Genomic DNA, 17,188 nt, shown 5'->3' with positions numbered 1-17,188 from the left:
TTTTTTCATACTCTTGTAATGCTTAGTGGTTAATGGTTAATAGAACTATTTAATTCACTTTTTAATTATCGAAAGGTGTTTGCCCATCTTTCGATTTTTTATTTGTAAAAAGTAAATTGATTTAATTGTGAAATTTCAATTCATAGATTTTTAGTTTTAGATTAATTAATAATAATTTGATTGTTCTCGATAGTATATTGTATTTTGATACTTTTATTAAAAGCATTTAACACTTGTTCGATTGTTTCAATGTCAAATTTCGCATCAAAATACTGTTCATTTAATTTCGTGTTATTATTTATTATGGAAACATTAAAGTGTCTTTCTAATTTTTTAATAATATTTTTAAACTGTGTATTTTTAAAAATAAGTTCTCCGTCTTTCCATGCGGTATAAATTTTTGTATCAACCTCTTCCACAATAATATCTTTTTTGTCCTTATCCCACGAAGCTTTGTATCCAGGTTTTAATTCTAAAGAAGCTGCCTTGTTATATATTTCCTTCTTACCATATATACAGACGGCACCTTCAATAAGAACGGTATTTATTGCTTCGTCTTCAGGGTAAGAAGAAAGGTTAAACTCCGTACCGAGAACTCTAACATTAATAGCATTGCTGTTTACCACAAATGGATGTCTTGCATCTTTGGCAACTTCAAAATAAGCCTCCCCTTCTAATAAATAAACTTGCCTATTTCCAGTATCTATAAAATGTTCTGGATATTTAAAAGAACTTCCTACATTTAAATGAACAGTTGTTCCATCAGATAAAACAACCTGAAATTTTTTCCCATTAGGAATAGTTAATGTATTGTAGACTAACTTTTTGGAGCTATTTTCTTTTCCATAATTTAATATATCGCCCTTGTGCTCCGCTATTACTTCACCTGTTTTACTAACAACTTTTTCTTCTCCATTAGAATTAATAATTTTCACATCTCCGTTTTCCAATTCAAGCGTTATAGCGTCCTTGGCTATTACCGAATCATTTTCGATAATAGGTAAAGCTCTATTTTGATTCATAAAAAAATAACCAAAGCCAAGTAGTGCAATAAAAATAGCTGCATATTTCAACCAATGACTACAGCGTTTTTTAATTTTATTCCTTTTCATTAATTTGATCTCTTCAAGGAACGCTATTGATGCTTCCTGGTAAGCAAAAGATTTATATTTATTATCTATTAACAATTTTGTTTGGATAAAATCCTTGTAAATTACTTGGTTACTTTTCTTTTTCAGCCATTTCATTAACTGCTCAACCTCTGCCTCACTAGCATCTGAATCCAAATATTTGCCAATGATTTTTTTATTTGAAATTTTTGTCATTTTAGTAATTGGCTTGCTTGTTTAATATTAAGACGAAGGTTTTTTCCAATACCCCCAATCATTTTCTTTCTTTATTTAATAATTAATCACGAAATAGTCTTCCTAACTATTTATTAAGTTAAATTAGTCAAGAATAGGTAGAGGAGATTTGAACTATAGTTAAGTTTCTTTCGTAATTTTTTTAGAGCAATTGACATATGTCTTTCTACGGTCTTTACTGAAATATTTAATTTATCAGCTATTTCTCTGTATTTCAAGCCCTCCTTTTTACCAAGTAGAAAAACCTCTCTACACTGTTTTGGTAACTTCTCAATTTCTATATCAATTTGCTTATATATACTCTCAATTTCTTCGATCGAAAGTTCGACAAAATCCAATAAAGCTTCATGCTTTAAGCGTTCTAATTTGCTAGTTTCTTTTTTAGTTTTTCTTTGTAAGTCAATAAAATGGTTAAAGATGCTCTTATATAAGTATCCTTTTAAAGATGTATTAATATTTAAGTCTAACCCTTTCTTCCATATCTTTATCATTGTATGCTGAACAATGTCTTCAGCAAGATCATCATTGCCACAAAGGTTTGATGCGTAATTACATAGATCTGAATAGTATAATTGGTATAGCTCACAGTAGGCTTTCTCATTTCCTTCCTTAAGTCGTAAAATGAGAGCAGCTTCAATAAGTTCCTTTTCTGAGCGTTCTTGACTAAACGTATTGTCTTGCTTTATTTCTAGCTTTTCTATTGGTTTAGGCAAGTTCTCAGTGTCAACCGGATAAGACCCCTTCTTTTCAGCTGGTTGAGACTCCTCTTTTTGTGTGCGACCTTCTTGTAATTGCTGCGATACTAAGTCTCTAAAATTTATTGATGATGTACTATTTGCGTCTTTTATCTGAAAATTTTTTTCCATCGTATCTATTTTAATTGTGTAGGGTGACCTTATTCGTAATATTGTATAATTTCAGATTTGAAATTTGGGGGGACTTGAGCAATTTTTCTATAAATCTTTTTTTTTAGCAATTCGAACTATCACTTACTGATACGGCTAATTACAAAAAGACACTGTTATATAGCGTGTTATAGAAGTCCTAAATCAATAAAACACCGATTAAATTTTGGTTTCATCCGGTAAAATATTTTTTTTGTATTTTTTCAATGACTGTTCGATCTGTGTGAGTGAGATAAAACTTAGAAATAAAAAGTCATTATACCTTTCGGTTTTTTTACTAGAATATTTTCTAAAGTTGATTTGTTTTGTAAGCGCAATGGAGTATGATTGGCTAAAAATAAAATTAGCAGTACACGAGAACAGTAAGATTATCAGATTTTTCATTATTGTTCTTTCAATTATTTTTTTTGTAAACCTAACCTTTGTTAAGCTCGTGACTACTGTTTTTTTTATTACCCAATAAGTACTATTTAGTCTGGGATCTGTTGGTTTTTGCCATGAGAATAATTTTGATATAATTTACTAACAAACCTCTCTTTTTATATTTTTACGAGTGGAGATATGATGATTAGATCTAACCTATATTTAATTATCTATTATGTTACGAGAGTACTAATCGGTCCACTATTATTATTTAATTAAATATCAGTTTGTCTACTAAATATTATACTTAACCTCTTATATCTGTATTATAATACTATACCAACCTTCGGTTTTGAATAATCTCATTTCTCAGATTCACTAATAGTATTATTTACAGTCCTTGTCATTTTTCTATGCCTTAATTTCAGGATATGAAACCTCTCAGACTTAAATGTGCATCAATCCATTTTGTCGAAGTAAATGAAAACCCATGAGGCTTTCTTTGTACCCGACTCAATAAATGCTGGAGTAAACAACTTGATTTACGAAAATCAGTAAAGTTGCGTATTGGTATATGTTCAAAAGTAGAAAATCGGAAATTTGCAGAATAATGAGAAATACTTTGCCAAAATACACTGAAATTTTTGATTAATACCAAAATATTTACAAAAATAATTAATGCGACTTATTTTATTCTTTAATTATGTCAATCGCTTAAAGCTTCAATGAGTTGCTGTAAAGAGAATATTTTTCAGTAATACCGATGAAAGAATTAATAACGATAAGCAATAAAGTATAAGTTTTAGCGCCAAAAGAACTGCAAGAAGAGCTGATTTGACACTGTACCAAATTAAATTGTGGCCTAAAAGAAAACGATTACTGACTGACTCGTGGATCCGTTTTTCTATTTTAACTTAAAGGATAACCGCTTTAATTCTGTTATAGATTTAAACGCAACAATGGTATCAGGAGTCTTGGATAAACCTTAAAGCCAGATCTAATTTACATTTGACTGGAATAGCTTTCGCTTTTGCAGTGCCTTCTCCTTCGAACCACCATCCTTTATACCAGCAAACCAAGTTATACCTTTTTTACAAATAAATAGTATGTAAGAGTCTGATTTTCAAGTTAAAAAATTTAATTTAAAATAATTATTCTTATATTTGAATAGTCCTAATTTATGAATTTTTATACCAAATAATAGAGGTACAACTTTATTAAAGTGGTTTTGTCAGACCTTATTTTACCTAACTTTTTAAAATAAATTTATGCGAGTCTCAGTTATTAGAAAAAATATAAAATTTTATCCTGATTCAAGTAGGGTTGTTATCCGTTATTTTAAGAATAGTGATCAACGAAACCTAAAAATGATTGGGCATATAATGCTATTGAATGAAAAACAGGTAATAGAAACCTTGCATGAAATACTTCGTGAATTTGCCAGGCGACATCGAAATATCACAAAGACATTTTACAAGCATTGCGAAAAAATTAAAGGTTTAATTGAAGCACTAAAAATTAATTATGACGGTCTATCCGATGAGCGAAAAATGCTTATTGGTTCTTACTGCACAATGGAATATGCTTTAGAATCTTCAGCGCTTTTCAATCCTTCTATCGTAGAAGATTTTGATCAAACAGATCTTGAAATAGGAGAAAAACGAATCATCCTGTCTTTTCGAGCCACTGGGGAAGGTCATATCTCATCCATTATTTTTAGAAGAGCAATCTTAGATAAGAACAACAATCTCCATGTAATGAAAATTGGAAAAAATATTGAAAAACCAGAGATTCGCAAAACGTTATTTAATAAAGAACGTATTATTACTAAATATACAGAAATGCGCTCTGAAAATGAATACGCAATCGAATTCATGAAAGACCTACCAGACATATTCGAATATACCGCATTAAAATATAAGGTAAATCGGACCTTAAATGATGGAGTTATAGGTGACGAGAAGAAAATTATACTTGAAGAATTACTATGGCTGGCAGATTCATTTTACAAGTTGGAATTCAAACACGATTCCGATATTACTGAGCGTGTTATATTTCCAATGTCAGATTCTGAAAGTCGTGGTATAGAAGATGCCCGTTTTGTGCGCTTTACAGATGATGATGGTTCAGAAAAAATGTTTGCAACCTATACCGCTTTTAATGGTCATTGCATTCTTCCCAAACTTATTTCTACAGAAGACTTTTATTCATTCAATGTAATGCCCTTGTTTGGCAATGGATCTAAAAATAAAAACTTAGCATTATTTCCTCGAAAAATCAACGGCAAATATGCCATGCTTTCCAGAATTGATGGTGTAAACAATTACCTTATGTATTCTGATAGTGTAACGCAATGGGACAATCCCATTGTCCTTCAGGAGCCTCGTTACTCATGGGAATTTACTCAAATTGGAAACTGCGGATCTCCAATTTGGACTGCAGAAGGCTGGTTAGTGCTTACGCACGGTGTAGGCGCCATGAGACGTTACTGCATAGGCGCTTCTCTATTTGATCTTGATGACCCCAGTAGAGAAATAGGAAGACTAAAAGAACCACTACTTTCGCCTCGAGAAGATGAACGGGAAGGTTATGTACCCAATGTAGTCTATTCTTGCGGTTCGATTATTCATAACAACAGTCTAATCCTACCTTATGCCGTATCAGATTATTCCTCTACCTACGCAGTGATAGATCTTGCAGAATTGATATCCGCTTTGAAGAACAGTCCGTAACAACTACAATACATAAGTGTATTGGTATCCTTTTACACTTTTTACAACTGCGATATAACTGTGTTTTGGTAGCAAAACGTAGAACGACATACAAGGATAAAAGTGAGTAATTATCCCTTCAGCTACATCTAGTATAGCTTAAGACACCACCATCTTGTAGCGTTATTTCAATCACAATTACAAGAACTGCGAATCACGCACGAATCCAATAGTGTATTTCGGCACGCAATAAAGAAAATAGTCCTAATTATTTACTAAACAATATTATGTTCACAAATAGTAAATCTCTTTGGCAATAGAACATAATACTATTCGATAAAAAACTTTGATTTAAGGTGCTGTTGTGTTTAAAATAGTGGGTATTTAGGTATGATGATTTAGTGTTTTTTGCCACATCAAAGGATTGCTAAGTCATACGGGCGGTAGCCCATATAGTTTTATATGGTTTAGCATAAACATGGATCCGTTCTTCGTCAATTTTAATCTCCTTAAAGACGGCCCTATCTTTAGTGTGCTTTTGCTCATACACCTCCTTTACTTCCAGTACCGGAGACAGGCATACATCAAAATTTGAAGCCATCACTACCCCTTGCTCTTGGGTTTTTGTTTTGAATAATTCTTCTACTTCTGTTTTGTTAAAAGTCTCAGCAGCCAAAGTTGAAAGATCTAAAGTTTTCCATGAAGGCTGCTGCACCATATCGCAAAAAGAATTCCAAAATTTCAATTCTAAGGTGCCCAAGGCAATCCATTTTTTATCAGAACATTCATTAACATAGCAGTTAACCAGGTAACCACTTAAAATTGGCATTTTGTTATAGTCGGCATTTCGCTGCAACATCCCCTGTGCTATCGCCCCGAGAGCTACTGTGGCGTCAAATAACGAAACGTCAATATATTGCATTACTTTCCGCATTCTTTGCGCTAATAGTCCGCTGGTACAGGCAGAAAGCAACATGAAAACGCCTCCGGAAATATCATTTAATTGAAAACCAGGAAGTATTGGCTTTCCTTGTTCGTCTCGGCTCATGTTCAGCAATCCCGTTTCGTCCATATAGTTTAAATCATGACCTGCAGCGTCTTTTTTAGCTCCCAACTGTCCATAACCAGTAACCGAAATATCAACGTTGTTGGGATGATTTTTCTTTACGGTGTCGAATGATAAATTAAAATTTTGCATCGCGCCCGGTCGGAATTGTTTCACCAAAATATCGGCTATTTTTATTTCTTCCACGATTTGCCGAAACCCTTGCGGGGCTTCATAGTCTATTATTAATTGTTTTTTGCTGTAATTTATAGAATGAAACAACTTGGAAATCCCGTTAATTTGCGGTTGGTAATACCGCGTATAATCCATTCGTTGTGGACTTTCGTTTTTTATAACTTCTGTATCCATTTGGCTCAGCATGTGCGTACTAAGCGGACCGGCAATAAACGCGTGAAATCCACAATTTTTCTTCCTTCTAACGGCAGAATCTCTGGCATAGGGAGCGGTTTGATTTTTAAAATTGAAGGTTTTCCAAACTGCTTATTTGAACCACTACTTCTTTTGAAACCAGAATTTTATTTTGAGTTTTGAAATCAAATAAAATAATCTCATGTGTTTTGATTGCCACTAATTTCTGGGTTTTTTCACTGTAGTAAAAAGATTTCAGCACGATTCTGTCGTCCCTAATTTCTTCCGTTTTTGTACCAATATGAATGGTATCCGGATAGGTCACCGGAGCAATGTATTTAACCGATTGGAAACCTAGAATAATACCTGTTTTCATTTTCTCTCCCTCAAAGGAAAAAAATCCAAGCGCTCTAAAATAATCAATCCTGGCTGTTTCCCCCCATCTAACATAGACCACATTGTTTACATGTTGCAAGGCATCCATGTCACCCCATTGTACTTTTACCGTTGACACTACTGCATATTTTTCTACTACTTCTTTCATCTTTTCAATAAGTCTTTAAACAATCCGCGCGCAATTAGTATTTTCATGATCTCATTTGTCCCTGCATAAATACGGGCAACACGATTGTCAGCATACATGCGTGCAATCGGGTAATCCCACATATAACCATAACCCCCGAATAGTTGCAAACATTCATCCACTACACTTCCACACATGTCGGTTGCCGAATATTTAATCATCGAAGCGGTTTCAGTCGTTAATTTATGATCCACCAATAATTCAATGCAGCGATCTAAAAAGGCCTGATGTATTTGCATTTGCGTGGTACATTCAGCTAGTTTAAATTGAGTATTTTGAAAACCGGCAATCTGATTTTTAAAAGCCTCTCTTTCTGTCGTGTAAGCAATGGTATCTTCAATAGCTCCTTCGGCTGTTGCTACTGCAAAAATCCCTACTGTCAGTCTTTCACGGGCCAATTCTTCCATCATGATTTTAAAACCCATTTTTTCATCGCCCAGCCTGTTCTCCTTCGGCACCTTTACATTATCAAAAAACAACTGGCACGTGTCTTGAGATTTCATTCCTATTTTTTTAAAGGGAACTCCTTTACTGAAACCTTCCATTGATGCTTCCACGATAAGTAAGGTAACCCCTTCGTCATCTGTATTATTATTTGTTTTTACCGCTACAATCGCCATATCACACATGTACCCGTTAGTGATAAATGTTTTTTGTCCGTTTACTAAATAGTGGTCGCCTTTGTCTTCAGCAGTGGTTCGAAGTGCTTTCAAATCACTACCGCAATTAGGCTCGGTCATCCCAATCGCGGTGATCATTTCGCCTTTGGCCATTGGTGGCAAATATTTTTGCTTTTGGGCCTCGGTTCCATATTTCAATAAATAAGGGGCGATAATATCAGAATGCAGTGAAAAACCAGGACCGCTAATTCCTTTTTTGGCAAATTCTTCGATTAATAAGGCATTAAATGTAAAGTCTAATCCTCCGCCTCCATACATTTCAGGCATATCGATGCACAACAATCCCAATTCTCCGGCGCGTTTCCAAATTTTGCGGCCTACCATACCCTCTTTTTCCCATTCATCAATATGATCCATAATTTCATTTGAAATGAATTCCTGAATCATTCCTTTCATCATTTTATGTTCTTCTGATACATAAATCTTTCGTTCAATTAGTATATTCTCTAACATATCCTTTATTTTTTTAATTCCTATTTTTTAGTTCTTGTAGAAAACACGACCGTCACCCGCATTTTTGATTCGTTCTCGTAAACTTTCGGGCATCTTAAATCGCTCTCCGTACTTCGCTTCTAATTTGGCACTATACAAGGCAAATTCCTTTGCCCCTAAATAATCAATGTACGACATCACTCCTCCAGTATGTATTGGAAATCCTAATCCTAAAATCGAACCTACATCAGCATCTTTAGCTTCTTGAAGCACTCCGGAGTCTAAGCATTTATAGGCATCGATGACCATGACAAATAACAATCTTCTGCCCACTTCCTCTTCATCATAACTGGCTTGAGGAGGATAAATTTTTGACCATTCTTTCCAAATTGATTTTTTCTCTCCTTTGGGATAATCATAAAACCCTTTCCCCTCTTTTTTACCTGTTCGCCCCTGAGTTTCAGTAATAGTGACCAAAGTCTGCCGTAAATTAACCTCATGCTGCGTTAAACTGGGGTCTTCACTCATTATTGCCACCATTAATTTCAAATTAATCTCATCTGAAATCGCCAAAGGTCCCACTGGCATGCCTATTTTTTTTGCCACGTTTTCAATTACGGCAGGAGGTACCCTTCGGTAAGCATTGTAACTCCTTCATTTATAAATTTACCAAAAACTCTTGACGTAAAAAAACCCCGACCGTCATTTACGATAATGGGTACTTTCCCAATGGCTGTTACATAATCTACGGCTGCTGCCAATGTTTCTTCGCTTGTTTCTTTCCCCACAATCACTTCCACTAACGGCATCTTTTCCACCGGCGAAAAGAAATGCAATCCGATGAACTTATCTGGTCTGGAAGAAGCTGTCGCAAGTTGCGTTATGGGTATCGTCGAAGTATTCGAAGCATAAATGACTTCTTTGTGAATGACTTTTTCCGTTTCGACGGTAATCCTGTTTTTTAATTTTTCATTTTCAAAAACGGCTTCAATAATCAAATCACAAGACGCTAAATCGGCATCCGAATCCGAAGCTTTAATTTTTTGCAGCAACGCGGCTATTTTCTCTTCTGTCGTATATCCGTTGGCCAGCTTTCGTTGTTCTTGTGTTCTTATATAGTCTTTTCCGCTCTCCGCTTTTGCTAAGCTCACATCTTTCAGCACCACTTCTATGCCTGCCTTAGCATTCACATAAGCAATTCCGGCACCCATCATTCCGGCACCTATAACCCCAACTTTTTTGAAAGAAACCTTGTCATAGCCTTTCGGTTTTGATTTTCCTCTGGCGGCATCATTAATAAAAATAAAGGACGACCGAATGATGTTTTTGGTTTCTTTACTGAATAAGGTCGCTACAAAATACCGCGCCTCAATTTCCAAAGCTTTATCAATGTGACAGGCTGCTCCATAATAAATCGCGCTGAGTACATTTTTAATATGTGGTAAATTTCCATGGGTTGTTTTATACCCCATCGCATTCGAAACACTGAAAAATTCAGTAACTCCAGACGTTTGTCCGACACCCAATGGAGTTCCAGGGACTTTAAATTTTTTGTTATCCCAAGGTTGGACACTTGTTCCTTTTGTTCGTATCCAGTTTTTAGCCAGCATAACGATATCATCTTCAGGATTGCAAATTTCATCTACAAGTCCGTCTTTCAACGCTTGTTCTGCAGTTAGTTTTTTGGATTGTGTTATGTATTCGATGGTTTTCTTTGGACCAAGCATTCTCAAAAACCGTTGCGTGCCCCCTGCTCCAGGGAACAACCCAACAGAACATTCGACCAATCCCATATAACTTTTTGGATGGTCACTCATGATTCGGTGATGGCAGGCTAATGCAATTTCGCATCCTCCGCCAAGAGCTAAACCATTTATGGCAGCCACAACCGGTTTACCACAAGTCTCCATTTTCCGTAAATAGGTATTGGTTTGCATGAGCATATCAAAACAAGCTTCTTTTGATTTGTCATAATTCAAAAACCATTTTAAATCACCGCCGGCTATAAAATCTTTTTTGGCGGAAGCAATAACAATTCCTTTAACAGTATCATTTGTTATGGCTTGGTTTATACTTGAAAAGAACTCGGCCATTGTCACTTCATTCATGATGTTTACTGGAGAATCAGCCACATCCCAGGTAATGCAGGCAATACCGTCAGTATCTACACTGTATTTTATATGTTTACTACTCATAATCTAAAAGATAATTGATTTTTAAATACGTTCAATAATGGTTGCTATTCCCATTCCTCCGCCAACGCATAAAGTTGCCAAAGCGGTGCTTTTATTTTGACGTTCTAATTCGTCTAAGGCAGTTCCAAGAATCATGCAGCCTGTTGCTCCTAAGGGATGCCCCATCGCTATTGCTCCTCCGTTGACATTTACTATGTTGTGATCGATATTAAAATGATCCATCACACGCATAGGAACCACTGCAAAAGCTTCATTAACCTCAAAAACATCAATATCGCCCACATTCATTTTGGCATTGCGCAATGCTTTTTTAGTTGCGGGAATAGGCCCTTCAAGCATTATCGAGGGCTCACTGCCCACTACGGCACCCATTCTGATTATCGCTCTTGGTTTTAAGCCGAGTTTCTCCCCTACTTCTTTCGAACCAATTAACATTAATGACGCTCCGTCAACAAGTCCTGATGAATTACCGGCATGATGTATATGATTTATTTTTTCGATTTCTATGTATCTATCTACAGCGGTTTGATCAAATAATTGTTCGCCCATTTGTGCAAATGCTGGCGATAATTTAGATACTATTTCTAAAGTGGTATTTGCTCGAATGTATTCATCCTTTGCCAAATGAACCAAACCGTTTATATCAGTCAATGGAATTATGGATTTATCAAAAAAGCCGTTTTGTTGTGCAAATGCAGCTCGTTTTTGAGAATTTACCGCAAAGTGATCTACGTCGTTTCGGGAATACGCAAATTTTGTTGCTATTAAGTCGGCAGATATTCCTTGAGGAACAAAGTGTCCAAAAGTGGCATTGGGTTCCATTAGCCAGGCAGAACCGTCAAGCCCCATAGGTACTCTTGACATGGATTCTCCTCCACCGGCAATAATCAACTCAGACCATCCTGATTTAATCATGGCGGCTGCTTGGTTTATAGCCTCCAAACCCGAAGCACAATAGCGGTTTAGGGAAACGGCAGAGAGGTGATCTCCGTAGTTCGAACACTGAGCAGCCACTTTCGCGACATTCCCTCCTTGTTCTCCAATTTGGGTCACACAGCCTACAATTAAATCTTCCACTAAAGTGGTGTCTAAATTATTTCTTTCTTTTAGGGCAGTCAACAAAGTGGTTAATAATTGAACCGGACTAACCGGCACCAAAGAGCCGCTGCCTTTTCCAATTCCCCTGGGCGTTCGTAATGAATCGTAGATATATGCTTCCATTTCATTCATTAAGGTTACCAGTCGGTAACATATATTGAAAAAATGTTACCACACGGTAACAAATATAGTTTTATTTATTTAAATTTGAAATTTATTTTAAGTAATTAAAGTCGTAAAAGTACAGATAACCATCAGGTTACATAATTCATTAGCTATGGAACAATACACTCAAGAAACCTATCATTTCGATTTAGCCAACAAAAAAATACAAGCTTTGCATGCCTTTTTAAGTAAAGATGGAGCAAGCACACCTAAAGAATTTGCCATCAAAGCCTATGAATATGTTCGCGATAACTGGCCTTATTATCCTTATCGCTTTAGTTTAATAAACGAAGACTGGCGCGCATCAGAATTAACAACTCATAAAAGTGGGCATTGCATCGACAAAGTAATTATTTTGATTGCGATTTTAAGAGCAGAGAACATTCCGGCAAGACTGGGATTAGCGAAAGTACGAAACCACATAGCCGTAGACCAGATTGTAGAAAAATTTGGTTCAAACGTCCTCGTACCCCATGGTTATATCGAAATTTACCTAGATAATAAGTGGATAAAAGCCACACCTGCTTTCAACAAAGAACTCTGTGCAATGCTTAACGTCAATGTTCTGGAGTTTGACGGAGAAAATGATTCCGTATTCCAGGAATTTGATCAAACCGGAAAACAAGTATTTATGGAGTATCTGAAAGATTATGGAACCTTTAATGAAGTACCTTTGCCCTATATGTTCCAACTAATGCAACAACATTATCCCAGAATAATTGAGTCCGGAATAACATTAGGCAGTGTATTAAATCTATCCAAACTATAATGAAAAAAGACAGAGCCGCTACTGAAGAAAAGATTTACAAAGCCTTTTTAGATATATTAAAAAAAGAAGGTCCTCAAGGTGTCGGAATTAATGCTATCGCCAAGGAAGCTGGCGTATCCAAAACACTGATATACCGCTATTTTGGGGGCATGAAGGGATTGCTGTTGCGTTTTGCCGAAAAAGGCGATTTCTTTAAATCCCTTTCAGTCCTTGATAAAAAAAAGGATAATTTGGAAAATTTAAAAGGCTTCATTAAAGAAGGAACCAAAGAACTGCGAGAAAACGCTTTAACCCAAGAAATTTTGCGCTGGCAGTTAATCGAAAATAACGAGAACACAAAAGGTCTGTTTAAGTATTTCAACACTCAAGTGGGTAAAACATTTACTATAAACGAAAAAGACGAATCGTTAAATGCCGCTTTTCAGCTGATGCTGGGCGGTTACATTTACTTCACCTTACTTTCAAAATTTAATAAAACATTCATATCAACCGATTTGACATCAGAAGCCACTTGGAAAAATTATGATGATGCTATTGCCAAAACAATGGAGCTCTTTAGTAAATTATAAAAACAATGACGCGTTTATAAGCAAACGATTATCAGAATGATTTTTCAGCAGTTGAGGACAATCGATAAACGCTTTTTAGCATAAGCCTAACTACAAAGAATTAGGTATCTACCAGATTGCTCCAGTCAGGAGAGCCGAACATAAATAACCGTCAGTACAAAATTTCAGTCGGTTTTAAACCAAAAAAATAGTTTACTAATGAATCCTGTAACACTGTCATTCTAATAACGACCTACTGCCCTTTTTTAGAAAATAGTTATATAATTGCTATGTAGCATCACAAAGGGCATGTTGTTTGCTTTGCAATAAACCGCAGTTCAACCGTTTAAATTACAATGCTTTTTCTGGACTTTTTGCCTCGAAATAAGATAGAAAAGAAAAATGGAAATGATGGATTTACTGTAGAATCAAATTAAATTAGTAGCAGCCATTAAAATGATACCTATGAATACTTATTACTTGCATAACGGCACTATACTCAGCGGTCCATTTACCCTTGACGAATTAAAAGCAAAAAAAATAACCAAAACCACTTCCGTATGGTGCGAAGGAATGGAAGATTGGAAAAATGCAGGAGAGGTCGAGGAATTAAAGAAAAAATTTTTTTCAACACCTCCACCTATTAGAGTTTTCGTTGCCCCTACCACACCGCCAGAAAATAGATATGCAACTGCAGTTAAAAAGTTTGCACGTGTAAATAAAAAACCCTTATTTATTGTCGCGGGAATGTTAGTTTTAGTTATCGGAACTTTAATTTTTAATACTGTGTTAGAGAGTAGAACCTTAAAATTAGAAGAAAGAAACAATCAAACTGAATACAACAATCATCAATATAAAATACAAGAAAAAGAAATTGAAGACCAAAAGAAGTTTATTGCTGAGCAGCAGAAAATAGAATCAGAGAGGATTGGAAAAGAGAGAAAACTGGCTATCAATAATCGGCTTTCAGAGATTAAAAATTTACTTACCGTTACAAACTCCAATTTGAACAATTCGAAATATGAATTAAATGATGCCCGAGAATTTCAATTTTTGCGATCAGATAGCGAAAGAGAAGATGATATTAGTACGGTAGAAAACAAAATCATTTTTTGGCGGAATGAAATTGCACAATTAGAAAAAGAAATAAGTATGCTCTATCTGGAACTTGAAAAAATACACTGATCTGAGACCTGATATGAGAATACAAATAGCAGCGTAAGAGTAAATTTACCAACGAAATTAACAGAAATCAACCCTACTTTTTGCCTAATCCATTAAAGCCATCATAGTATTAGGAAATCAAGATGACTTGTTTTTTAGACCTAAAAATCATCCCAATGTCCTTTTTTCATAATCGAATAGTTACTTTTAGCATTGAAAGTCTAATCCTGTAACATCAATGAATCAAAAAAAAGCCCCCTGGTATTTTCTATTATTACTTATTTTAGCTGGAGAGTCGGTATTTATCCTGCCCTTTGTTCTGTCTCGTGTTTTTAGACCTACAGTTCTTCAAGTATTTGGACTAAACAACCTTGAGTTGGGCTTGTGTTTCTCTGTATATGGCATTATAGCCTTATTGTCTTATCTCTTTGGAGGTCCTTTAGCAGATAAGTTCCCACCTAGAAAATTAATTGCAATAGCGCTATGGATGACCGCATTAGGAGGATTAGTTTATGCCAGCTTTCCCGGCTACGCTATATTAAAAATACTGTATGGATATTGGGGCTTTACTACCATTTTTTTATTCTGGGCTCCTATGATTAAGGCCACGAGAGTTTGGGGTGGCATTTCTTCTCAAGGGAAAGCTTTCGGTTTTTTGGACGGTGGACGAGGACTAGTCGGAGCTCTTTTCGGAACAATGGGAGTACTGATTTTTTCATTATTTATCACTTCTAAAATTACCGAAGTAACCGTTACTGAAAATAGAGAAGCTTTTAAGTACGTCATTCTTCTATCATCGGCTATTGTTGCTATTGTAGGCCTGCTGGTATGGTTCTTTATGAAAATCAATACCAAAGCGGAAAACGAAATTACTCCGAATAAAATCACGATACCTCAAATACTGGAAGTCATTCGGTTGCCTTCCGTAGGCTTGCTAATGATCATTATTCTATGTGCCTATGTAGGTTACAAAATTACCGATGTGTTTTCGCTCTATGCACAGGACGTGATGGGGTATAATGCTTTAAAATCAGCGCAAATAGGTACTTTTCTGTTATTTATTCGTCCCTTGATTGGCGTCTCGGTTGGTGTATTGGCTGACCGTACACAAACGACACTTTGGTTGGTCCTTAGTTTTGTCATTTCCCTTTTAGGATCCTTATTGTTCGCGACAGGCATTATTACAAATTCGACGACAGTTTTATTCTTGATATCGATTTTAATTGTGGCAGCCGGAGTGTATGCAGCACGTTCCTTATATTTTGCCGTGATGGAGAATGGACAAATCCCATTAGCTCTTACAGGTACTGCTGTAGGAATTGTTTCCTTAATAGGATATACGCCCGATATTTTTGCAGGACCAGCGATGGGTTATTTATTAGATAATTCACCGGGAGAAGAAGGCCATCAACATGTTTTCTGGATGTTGGCCGTTTTTTCGTTTGTCGGTGCTGTCACTTCCTGGTATTATTTCCACTTGTACAGAAAAAAAAAGACGTAAAAACACAGCCAATTGATCGGTGCAAAAGCTAAAATAAATAGTATCAAATTACAGTAATACCAAAAATAAGCCAACTCTGCTGTCAGGAAATAAGTTGTAAAACGTCTATTATTTAAATATCTTTATAAAAAAAATATCATGCGCCTTTATTTCTATTTTATTAGTTTATTTTTCTCAGTTACGCTTTGTGCGCAAAGCATTCCACAGGTATTGAAAAAGCTCAATAAAGAAACGATTCCTTATATAAAAGTGAATGAACTACATGCACTAGCGGAGAAAATAAATTTTGTTTTTTTGGATGCCAGAGAACCTAAGGAGTATGAAGTAAGTCACATTCAAGATGCAATTCTTGTAGGTTTCAATTATTTCAATTCTAAAAAAGTTGAGGCAGCTGTGAAAGATAAAAATACGAATATAATTGTGTATTGTTCGATCGGTGTACGAAGTGAACAAATAGGCGAAAAATTAAAGAAATTAGGTTACAAAAACCTTCATAACCTTTACGGAGGCATTTTTGAATATAAAAATAGTGGAGGGCAAGTAGTTAACAACCAAAATGAAGTGACAGACAGTGTACATACCTTCAATAAAACTTGGAGTCTATTTTTAACTAAAGGAATAAAGGTTTATGAAAACTGATGCAATACTTATTTTCATCCGTAATCCTGAATTAGGGAAAGTAAAAACAAGACTAGCGAAAACAATTGGCAACGAAAAAGCGTTGGTTGTTTACAACGATTTGCTTTTGCATACAATGATTGAAACACATCTTATCAACTGCGATAAATTTGTTTTTTATGATACCGCCATAACTGAAAATGATATTTGGTCTGAAGAATACTATCAAAAAAAGCTACAAACCAATAGTGATTTAGGACAACGGATGCACGATGCATTTGAAATTCTTTTTGAAATGGGGTATGAACAGTGTATCATCGTTGGCAGTGACTTATTTGATTTAAAATCGAGTATTATTGAGACTGCTTTCGATAAGTTAGTAACACATGACGTCGCAATAGGACCTGCAGAAGATGGTGGTTATTATCTATTGGGACTAAAAAAACCCAACCCTCTTCTTTTCAAAAATAAAGACTGGGGAACAGATACAGTCTTTAAAGCGACCATGAAGAATTTAGAAGGTCAGAACGTTTGCCTTGTTGAAACTTTAAATGATATCGATACCTTTGCAGACTTAAAGCGAAGTTCTTACAATGTGGCCAAATTAAAATTAGACATGAAACAAGAACGATTAAAAAAAATGCTTTAAACGTTGAAAAACAAAGAATCACAAAAACA

At 35.4% G+C, this 17,188-nt stretch carries 15 protein-coding genes; 7 read left to right on the top strand and 8 right to left on the bottom strand.

Annotated elements, in window-relative coordinates:
- Nucleotides 1-161: 161 nt before the first annotated feature.
- Together A3SG_RS0101210 and A3SG_RS18765 are read right to left on the bottom strand one after the other, a co-directional pair.
- Nucleotides 162-1,325 (bottom strand): FecR family protein, encoded by a 1,164-nt coding sequence (locus A3SG_RS0101210; RefSeq protein ID WP_016988186.1) that lies wholly within the window; start codon nt 1,323-1,325, stop codon nt 162-164.
- Between the two features lie 113 nt (nt 1,326-1,438).
- Nucleotides 1,439-2,230: an RNA polymerase sigma factor gene (locus A3SG_RS18765; RefSeq protein WP_016988185.1), complete on the bottom strand. Its 792-nt coding sequence runs from the start codon at nt 2,228-2,230 to the stop codon at nt 1,439-1,441.
- Between the two features lie 1,769 nt (nt 2,231-3,999).
- Here A3SG_RS18765 and A3SG_RS0101190 point away from each other — a divergent pair.
- Nucleotides 4,000-5,364, top strand: coding sequence for a glycoside hydrolase family 130 protein (locus tag A3SG_RS0101190; protein WP_232226234.1), 1,365 nt, complete (start codon nt 4,000-4,002; stop codon nt 5,362-5,364).
- 406 nt (nt 5,365-5,770) lie between these two features.
- On the opposite strand, the gene A3SG_RS0101185 is transcribed toward A3SG_RS0101190, so the two are convergent.
- The 6 genes from A3SG_RS0101185 to A3SG_RS0101165 form a co-directional block, all read right to left on the bottom strand.
- Nucleotides 5,771-6,793, bottom strand: coding sequence for a CoA transferase (locus tag A3SG_RS0101185; protein ID WP_255347644.1), 1,023 nt, complete (start codon nt 6,791-6,793; stop codon nt 5,771-5,773).
- Nucleotides 6,794-6,863: 70 nt separating this feature from the next.
- The gene (locus A3SG_RS0101180; protein ID WP_016988180.1) at nt 6,864-7,301 is read right to left on the bottom strand and encodes an acyl-CoA thioesterase; all 438 of its coding nucleotides are present in this window, start codon (nt 7,299-7,301) and stop codon (nt 6,864-6,866) included.
- A complete protein-coding gene (locus A3SG_RS0101175; RefSeq protein WP_029596539.1) occupies nt 7,298-8,473 on the bottom strand; it encodes an acyl-CoA dehydrogenase family protein in 1,176 nt (391 codons plus the stop codon). Before A3SG_RS0101175 ends, A3SG_RS0101180 begins: the two co-directional genes overlap by 4 nt.
- A gap of 27 nt (nt 8,474-8,500) precedes the next feature.
- Nucleotides 8,501-9,058 carry a 3-hydroxyacyl-CoA dehydrogenase family protein gene (locus A3SG_RS20610; RefSeq protein WP_016988178.1) on the bottom strand — a complete coding sequence of 186 codons (558 nt, stop codon included), beginning with the start codon at nt 9,056-9,058 and terminating at the stop codon, nt 8,501-8,503.
- Nucleotides 9,059-9,066: 8 nt separating this feature from the next.
- Nucleotides 9,067-10,647: a 3-hydroxyacyl-CoA dehydrogenase NAD-binding domain-containing protein gene (locus tag A3SG_RS18760; RefSeq protein WP_016988177.1), complete on the bottom strand. Its 1,581-nt coding sequence runs from the start codon at nt 10,645-10,647 to the stop codon at nt 9,067-9,069.
- A 21-nt stretch (nt 10,648-10,668) separates the two neighbouring features.
- Nucleotides 10,669-11,868, bottom strand: coding sequence for an acetyl-CoA C-acetyltransferase (locus A3SG_RS0101165; RefSeq protein WP_029596538.1), 1,200 nt, complete (start codon nt 11,866-11,868; stop codon nt 10,669-10,671).
- 154 nt (nt 11,869-12,022) lie between these two features.
- Here A3SG_RS0101165 and A3SG_RS0101160 point away from each other — a divergent pair, with 154 nt between their 5' ends.
- The 6 genes from A3SG_RS0101160 to A3SG_RS0101130 all read left to right on the top strand — a co-directional run bounded on the left by A3SG_RS0101160 (nt 12,023) and on the right by A3SG_RS0101130 (nt 17,159).
- Entirely contained in the window at nt 12,023-12,679 is a 657-nt protein-coding gene (locus A3SG_RS0101160; protein WP_016988175.1) for a transglutaminase-like domain-containing protein, read from the top strand.
- Entirely contained in the window at nt 12,679-13,248 is a 570-nt protein-coding gene (locus A3SG_RS0101155; protein WP_016988174.1) for a TetR/AcrR family transcriptional regulator, read from the top strand. Before A3SG_RS0101160 ends, A3SG_RS0101155 begins: the two co-directional genes overlap by 1 nt.
- A gap of 444 nt (nt 13,249-13,692) precedes the next feature.
- On the top strand, nt 13,693-14,412 hold the full coding sequence (locus tag A3SG_RS20605) for a DUF4339 domain-containing protein (protein WP_198008488.1): 720 nt from the start codon (nt 13,693-13,695) through the stop codon (nt 14,410-14,412).
- Between the two features lie 217 nt (nt 14,413-14,629).
- Nucleotides 14,630-15,892: an MFS transporter gene (locus A3SG_RS0101140; RefSeq protein WP_016988172.1), complete on the top strand. Its 1,263-nt coding sequence runs from the start codon at nt 14,630-14,632 to the stop codon at nt 15,890-15,892.
- A gap of 138 nt (nt 15,893-16,030) precedes the next feature.
- Nucleotides 16,031-16,531: a rhodanese-like domain-containing protein gene (locus A3SG_RS0101135; RefSeq protein WP_016988171.1), complete on the top strand. Its 501-nt coding sequence runs from the start codon at nt 16,031-16,033 to the stop codon at nt 16,529-16,531.
- Complete coding sequence (locus A3SG_RS0101130; RefSeq protein WP_016988170.1) at nt 16,521-17,159, top strand: TIGR04282 family arsenosugar biosynthesis glycosyltransferase; 639 nt, start codon at nt 16,521-16,523, stop codon at nt 17,157-17,159. Before A3SG_RS0101135 ends, A3SG_RS0101130 begins: the two co-directional genes overlap by 11 nt.
- Nucleotides 17,160-17,188 lie beyond the last annotated feature (29 nt).

It is taken from the genome of Flavobacterium sp. ACAM 123, assembly GCF_000264055.1.
Lineage (GTDB): Bacteria > Bacteroidota > Bacteroidia > Flavobacteriales > Flavobacteriaceae > Flavobacterium.
This window is presented reverse-complemented; position numbering and strand designations above follow the sequence as displayed.